Raw genomic sequence first — 6961 nt, 5'->3', positions numbered from 1 at the left:
TTTTCATACTCCGAAATCACCTGCAGTGTTTTAGTTTTTATATTTGTAAAATACCGATCGATCTCTCTTAATCCTTTTCTTCTCCGAGTTAGTTGATTTACTATCGAAATAATTAAATAGTTGATTTTCTTTTGACTGCCAATTATTTGATAGCCCTTTCCAGGAAGATAATCTAAAAAGCAGAAGTGAGCTTCAAGCAGTTCCTTGCACTTTCTCAAGTCCAACAAAACAGTGTTTCTACTGACTTTCATAAAGTCAGAAATATCCTCTACCCCAACCTTCCCCGTCTCAATTAAAATCAGTAACATTTCCATTTGATATCGCGTCTCTGGCTCTGTATAGTCCTCTACATTTGGAAATTCATTTTTCTCTTTTGGTAATTGTTTTTGCTGTCTCTTATACACATCTAGATGTGTATAAGAGACAGAATAAGGATTTCTCGGGTACCCAGCATGCCTATCATTCCTCCTTATGCTTTCATTTTAAGTGTTATCCATTTGAACTTGGAAGTCCAACTTTTGTTTGACTCGATCGAGTATCTAACAAAAAGATAGGTTCAACACAATTTTTGTTCTTCTCAAACGATTAACTTCTCCAATATTAGTTCCATCCACTAACTTCAAAAAAGACTAAAGCAGGTTGGTTAACACTCCTGTTTAACAGAAAAAAACGCTGCTGAGAATCCTTTCGTGATTTCCCAGCAACGCTTGATCTATTAATCAGTTATTACATAATCTGCTGCACCAACTGTTTAGCTTTTTTAGAGACTAAACTAGCTCCACCTTGGTGCAAAAGTCTTAATCCGGCTATATCACTTCCGACACCTACACAGCAGGCTCCGGCATGAAGAAAGTCTGCCGCATTTTCTTCGTTGATTCCACCTACTGCCATGATTTCAATTTGGTCTAGCGGCCCTTTGACTTGTTTGATAAACGTAGGTGTTAAGGTAACCGCAGGAAAAACTTTGACAATTCTTGCACCGGCTTCCCAGGCCTGAATAATTTCTGATGGAGTAAAGACGCCAGGAACGGCTAAGACATTGTATTTCTGACACATTCGAATCACATCTATATGAAGGGTTGGAGATAAGATGAAATCGGCGCCTGCCAAGATGGCACTTCTGGCAGTTTCTGTATCAAGGACGGTTCCTGCGCCAATAATTACAGCGTCACCGTATTCCCGCTTCAAAATAGCGATGATTTCAGCAGCATTCGGGGTGTTAAAAGCCACTTCGATGATTGACACACCGCCATTTATTAATGCCCCGGTGATCTCCTGTGCCTCTGCTGCCGTGACTTTTCGTATGATTCCGCAAATTTTTTTCTGCTTCATTTTTTGTAATATTTCTAAGTCCTTCATCTGCAATTGCTCCTTACCATTCAGCCATGGTCCCATCGTAATTTTTCCACTTTGGATTTGACCAGCTTAAATCTTCTACTGCTACTTCTCGAATCAGCTCTTCATTCATCTCAATTCCTAATCCGGGTCCTTTCGGTACTTCTGCAAACCCGTCGTTATAGTGGAAAATCTCTTTGTTTTTCACGAAATCTAACAGATCAAAGCCTTTATTATAGTGAATGCCGAGGCTTTGCTCTTGGATGAAAACATTTTGCGTACAGGCATCAATTTGGAATGTCGCGGCTAGAGCAACTGGCCCATATGGCGCATGGGGTGCTGCTGCGATATCATAGGCTTCAGCCATTGCGCAGATTTTTTTGGTCTCCAAGATTCCTCCGCACAAAGCGGCATCTGGTTGGATAATATCGACTGCTCCGCTGGTTATTAATCGCTTGTAATCCCAGCGATTGCAAAGTCTTTCGCCAGTGGCTAATGGGATATTCGTTCGTTGGGCGAGATCGATAAAGGCTTCTTCATTTTCCGGCAGGACGGGTTCTTCGATAAACATCGGCTTAAAGGCTTCTAATTCCTTAATCAAGGTTTTGGCCATGGCCTTATGGACACGTCCATGAAAATCAATCCCGACTTGCAGGTCCATCCCGACTGAATCGCGAATCGCCTGCATATTGTTCAATACCTTCTCTACTTTGTCGTAGCTGTCAATGTAGTGCATCTCCTCAGTAGCTAACAGCTTTACGGCTTTAAAACCGCGTGAACGGCGGTCCAAGGCATCTTCGCCAACTTTATCCGGCCGATCTCCGCCGATCCAAGAGTAGACCATCAAGCGATCACGCACTTTTCCCCCCAGTAAATCATAGACTGGGGCATTGTAATATTTCCCTTTGATATCCCACAACGCCATCTCAATACCTGAAACAGCCGTCATATGAACGGGTCCACCTCTGAAGAAGAAGCGATACATTAATTGCCAGTGCCGCTCAATTTCCATCGGGTCTTTTCCTATCAGATACTCGCTTGTTTCTTTAATACAGTTGACGACAGTCTCGGTTCTTGTCCCGCCGATACATTCGCCCCAACCAGAAATTCCTTCGTCCGTATTGACCTTCACAAAAATCCAGCGGGGTTTTACTTTAAATACTTCAATATCTACAATTTTCATTTATCGCGTGCTCCTTATTCCATAAGATTTGCCGCTTAGTGCGGCGATCACATTACAGACGACCTTGATTCTTTTTGCCATAAGAGCCTCCCAACATAAAAGGGGCAAGTCTTTAATAGACCCGCCCCAAGGTTCTTGCTACGCCTCTTCGGCTGGTTCTTCTACGCCTAAAATAAAGTTGCTGATTGCAGGCTTTTTCTTAACGACATACATGATTCCTAAAATCACCGCAATAGCTATCGCAACAAGCACAGGACTTTGTCCGATAAAATAGAACAAAGATTGCAGCGGACGTTGATCCGCTCCTACTTGAGCAGCCCCCGTATCAGCCATATCAAAGCCCATCGAACCGGCAATTCCAGCAAAGACTGGAGAAATGATCGTTGATCCGTACAACGTTAAAATTACGGCAACTGTGGTTGAGATATAAGAAGCGATGATGTTGCCTTTCATGACTACCGCACAGCCAGCTGCTAAGAAGAACGGTGTTACGCCTAAATCAGCGAGCATTAGAAACTTATTGCCCGGCAATAAAAAGATCAAAGCCACCGTTGTGATCATCGTTAATAATCCCACCGTAATAGCATCCGGATGACCGACAGTTAATGCGCCGTCCATTCCGAAATGAAGGGTGCGATCGTTCCCTTTGTTCTGAAGCACTTCCCGGACACGATCACTTAGCGTGCGGAAACCTTCCAGCAAGGCCGCTGTTGCTTTAGGGTACAGATAAATAAATGCGCCTGTCCCAACACCTAGTTTCAAAATATTTGACCAAGTTTCCAAATCGGCTAAACGATTAAACCAAGCAACGATCCCAATCAGCACAGCTACTAAGAATCCCACAACAATTTGATCGCCAAACAGCCCTAATTTAGAGCGAATCGCTTCGGAGTTGGCTTTGATTTTCGTGATTCCAAGCAGCTCAAGCGGTTTCCGTAAAATCATCGCCACGATTGTTCCCCCATGAAAGGTAATATGAGAGATTGAAATATTCGGCAAGCCAAAGAATTTTTGACAAATCGGCGCGGTGAAATCCGCCAATAAAAGCAGCGCGATCTCAAGCGCAACTGCAACGGCTAAACCTTGAAAATAGCTGCCATGCTGGTAGTAGATTAAACTACCTGTAAATGCAAGGACCCAATAATTCCAAATATCTAAATTTAACGTATCCGTCAGGCGGACCTTCAATAGCAGGAAATTCACTGCTAAGCCCACCGGAATGATCGCCGCTCCAATCGAAGTCGAATAGCTTAATGCCGACAAGATTCCCCAGCCTGTATCTAAATACGGCAGCTCGATGCCCGTTGAAGTAACCATGTCTTGCACAGCGCCGCCCATCAGACCTAAGAAGAATGGATTCAAAATTGAAATCAGTGCATTTAAGCCGATACCGATGTAAATGGCAGATTTGACTGCTTTTGCGATCGGTACCCTTAAAAATAGTTCAACGACAAAGATAAGCACCGGCAGCATGATCGCCGCTCCAAAGTTGCTCATCACAAATTTAAATGTTTCCATAAACTGCTCCATTTTTTAACTCCTCCTTTAAACCTATTTTAAAGCGGCTAAAACGTCATCTAACATTTGCTCTTTTCCAAGGCCCGTCAGAAGCGGAACCCCGCTGAATACTGGAATGCTATGAGGATTCACAAAATCGGTCCCCGAGGTAGAGACGACCATGTCATAATAATCATCTTTGATCAATTCATTGACTTCCTGTACTTTCTTCTGTGCCAGTTCAACCCGCACCCCTTTTTCATCAAACATTTCTTTCAAGGTTTGTAAGACCATCGTTGATGTTGCTGCACCATTTCCACATACGACTAAAATATTTTTCTTTTCCATAATCATTTACCTGCCTTTTCTAAAGTATCAAAAACGTTTAAAATTTCATCTGAATTTGTTGCTTGCACTAATTCTGCTACCTTTTCATTGTCTTGCAAGAGAAGCATCAATGTCTGCAAAGTATTTACTTGCTTTAATCCCTCATCAACCGCCAACATAAAGACTAAACGTACATCCACCACTGCTTTAAAGTCATCCATCCGATTAAATGTCACCGCGTTTGACAATGTTGCTACCGAAATTACGGGTTTGTTCACATAACTCATTTCACTATGAGGAATGGCACAGCCATAAACTTCTAATTGCAGACCAGTCGGACTAGCTGCTTCTCTGGCCAGCACACCTTCTATATAGCCTTCTTTCACATACCCTTGCTCATGCATCGCCGTAGACATCTTTTTCAGCAACTCGTTTTTATCCGCTGCAGCCACTTGGCAATGAACAAGATCGCGATTCAACAGACTTGCGATATCACCCATCTTAAACCTCCTTTTCTGCTTGTTCTTACAAATAAATCTTAGCTAAGTTGAGCTTCCACTATCAATAGACGTTTTAAGGGAAACAGTTCCACAAATAATCTGATTGTGGAACTGTCTCCCTAGAATACGAATTCTATTTAGTTGGAAACAAGATCTTCTTCAAGGCTTCAACGTCAACGATCGATTTGATCTCATTTAATAAGGACTCATTTGAAATAATCTTAAATAGTTGTTCAAAGAAGCTTCTGTGAAATTCGACATCCTTCTGATTGACCGCCGTCAAAAAGACCAGATCAACCTGATGACCGCTCCATTCGATTGTTTGTTCTAACTTTATTATCAGAATACACGAATGAATTACATGATCCGATGATCCGTGAGGCAATGCGATCCCTCTGCCTAAAGTGGTCGGTATCGTTTGTTCCCTCGTTAAAGCTGATGGGCCGAAGTCTTTATCGACAAAGCCCTTTTCCTCCAATAAGGCAGAATACGTAGTAATCAGTTCTTCTTTCGTAGACAGTTGATCCCGATAATAAAGGAAGCTGTCCTTCAAAGTATCGGCACTTCCCGCCAACTTTTCATATTCTCTGTTGATGATCCAATTGCCAATGACACTCATACTGCCCTCGTTCAGCAGCTCAGTGACACTCACGGTAGGCACATTCTCATAGCGGATGATGGCAGAGGTGGCATTGAAGATTACATCAGCCTCATTGCACTGCGGAGAAAGCTTGTCACTGGAAACTCTTTCAATGATTTTAATTTCAGGAAACGCTTTTTGAATATTACTGGCTAAAAACGAGGTAACCGCTTGCCCCTCATCACAGACAAAAATCGTCTTAATATATCCTTGTTTCGAATTTCGATTCATAGCCGCAATGATATGCAGGCAGACAAACCCAATTTCCGCATCATTAAAACTAATTTCCTCCGCCTTTTCAATGATGCCGATACCAGTCAATACTGACACGTAAACATCGGTATGCTGCAGCTGAATTTGTTTCAGCAGAGGATTCTCAATTTGAATCCCATAGCGAACCCTTCGGATAGCCGGCAAGATATGATCCAGCAGATTCTTTTTCAGTTCTTCATCACTCGTCAGCTCAACACCTAGCCCGCTTTCAACAAATAAGATAAACTCATGGAAAACCTGCTCATCCAATAAAACCGCGTCTTCTTTTGTCTTTTGATTGATCCGCCTAGTCGATAAGATAATTTCCGTTAAGTCCTTGTGCTCATAAAGGCTGTACTCCAAATTGAACACCTCATCAATTTGAAAGATGATCAAATGAGCAACCAAATGCTCGCGGATCGATTCGTCGATCGCGTTATCGGTCTGAATAAACTTCCCTAGTTTCATTCGACTGATCTTAATACACAGTTTAGTGACCAAAATCTCATAATCATAATTGGTAAAACGTTCATTTAGATTGAGTTCGGCCTTATCGATCATATCAATAGCAAAATCAAGAATCGTATGATCAAAAATCTTTTTTAATCTTTTCTTGATCGGCAAATAAATGCCGGAAGCTTGATGCCCCAGCTGATCTGGCTTATCAATGATGATTTTTTGCAAAATGATATTTCGAAAGAGTTCGCGAATCTTTTCTTCCTTACCCGCTAACTCAAACCCGCTGGCTCGATTCTTTGAAAGCTTGACCTCAAACTGCGCAACAAAACGCTCCGTTTCTTTAATTACCGCATCCAGATTACTGGAATCACGATATAAAATGGCGGCCAGCTCCTCTTTTTTCACCCCGTCTTTTGATTGCAGCAAAACTAAACAGATTTTCTCAAAATCATTCGAATCCACCAGACTTGAGGGTAAGAGTAATTTGTCTGTCCGCAATAATTCATATAAGGTATTGGCTAATTTCTTTCGCTGGTCGCTGCTGGCAATTAAACGAATCCCCACATGCTCTTTTCTTTCAATGGTCGCATTTCCCAATATTTTCCTGATTTCAAGGGACTTCAAGTCTTTTAAGACCGTTTTTGTAGAAACGCCGGTAAGCTCAGCTAATTTTCGCGAGTTCGTGTATTCTTCTTTCGGCTGTTCAAGCAAATAGGTTGCTACTTGCAAAATCCGCTGCATTTTACTCATCTTTATCCCCTTCAATTT

Annotated in this window: 6 protein-coding genes and 1 pseudogene; all 7 read right to left on the bottom strand. The window is 42.1% G+C overall.

The genetic code is table 11. From position 1 onward, the window contains the following. Nucleotides 1-314: pseudogene (locus A5875_RS18625) on the bottom strand (helix-turn-helix domain-containing protein); the annotation flags it as partial. Between the two features lie 412 nt (nt 315-726). Continuing rightward, nucleotides 727-1359, bottom strand: coding sequence for a bifunctional 4-hydroxy-2-oxoglutarate aldolase/2-dehydro-3-deoxy-phosphogluconate aldolase (locus A5875_RS18620; protein WP_088935075.1), 633 nt, complete (start codon nt 1357-1359; stop codon nt 727-729). 13 nt (nt 1360-1372) lie between these two features. After that, complete coding sequence (gene dgoD / locus A5875_RS18615; RefSeq protein WP_088935074.1) at nt 1373-2518, bottom strand: galactonate dehydratase; 1146 nt, start codon at nt 2516-2518, stop codon at nt 1373-1375. A 138-nt stretch (nt 2519-2656) separates the two neighbouring features. Continuing rightward, nucleotides 2657-4048: a PTS transporter subunit IIC gene (locus A5875_RS18610; protein ID WP_088935073.1), complete on the bottom strand. Its 1392-nt coding sequence runs from the start codon at nt 4046-4048 to the stop codon at nt 2657-2659. A 21-nt stretch (nt 4049-4069) separates the two neighbouring features. Further along, nucleotides 4070-4363: a PTS sugar transporter subunit IIB gene (locus A5875_RS18605; RefSeq protein ID WP_242551129.1), complete on the bottom strand. Its 294-nt coding sequence runs from the start codon at nt 4361-4363 to the stop codon at nt 4070-4072. 2 nt (nt 4364-4365) lie between these two features. Beyond that, nucleotides 4366-4842 carry a PTS sugar transporter subunit IIA gene (locus A5875_RS18600; protein WP_088935071.1) on the bottom strand — a complete coding sequence of 159 codons (477 nt, stop codon included), beginning with the start codon at nt 4840-4842 and terminating at the stop codon, nt 4366-4368. 133 nt (nt 4843-4975) lie between these two features. Beyond that, a partial coding sequence (locus A5875_RS18595; RefSeq protein WP_217809354.1) for a BglG family transcription antiterminator occupies nt 4976-6961 on the bottom strand: 1986 nt, incomplete at its 5' end.

This window comes from Enterococcus sp. 3H8_DIV0648 (assembly GCF_002140655.1).
GTDB classification, from domain to species: domain Bacteria; phylum Bacillota; class Bacilli; order Lactobacillales; family Enterococcaceae; genus Enterococcus_A; species Enterococcus_A hulanensis.
This window is presented reverse-complemented; position numbering and strand designations above follow the sequence as displayed.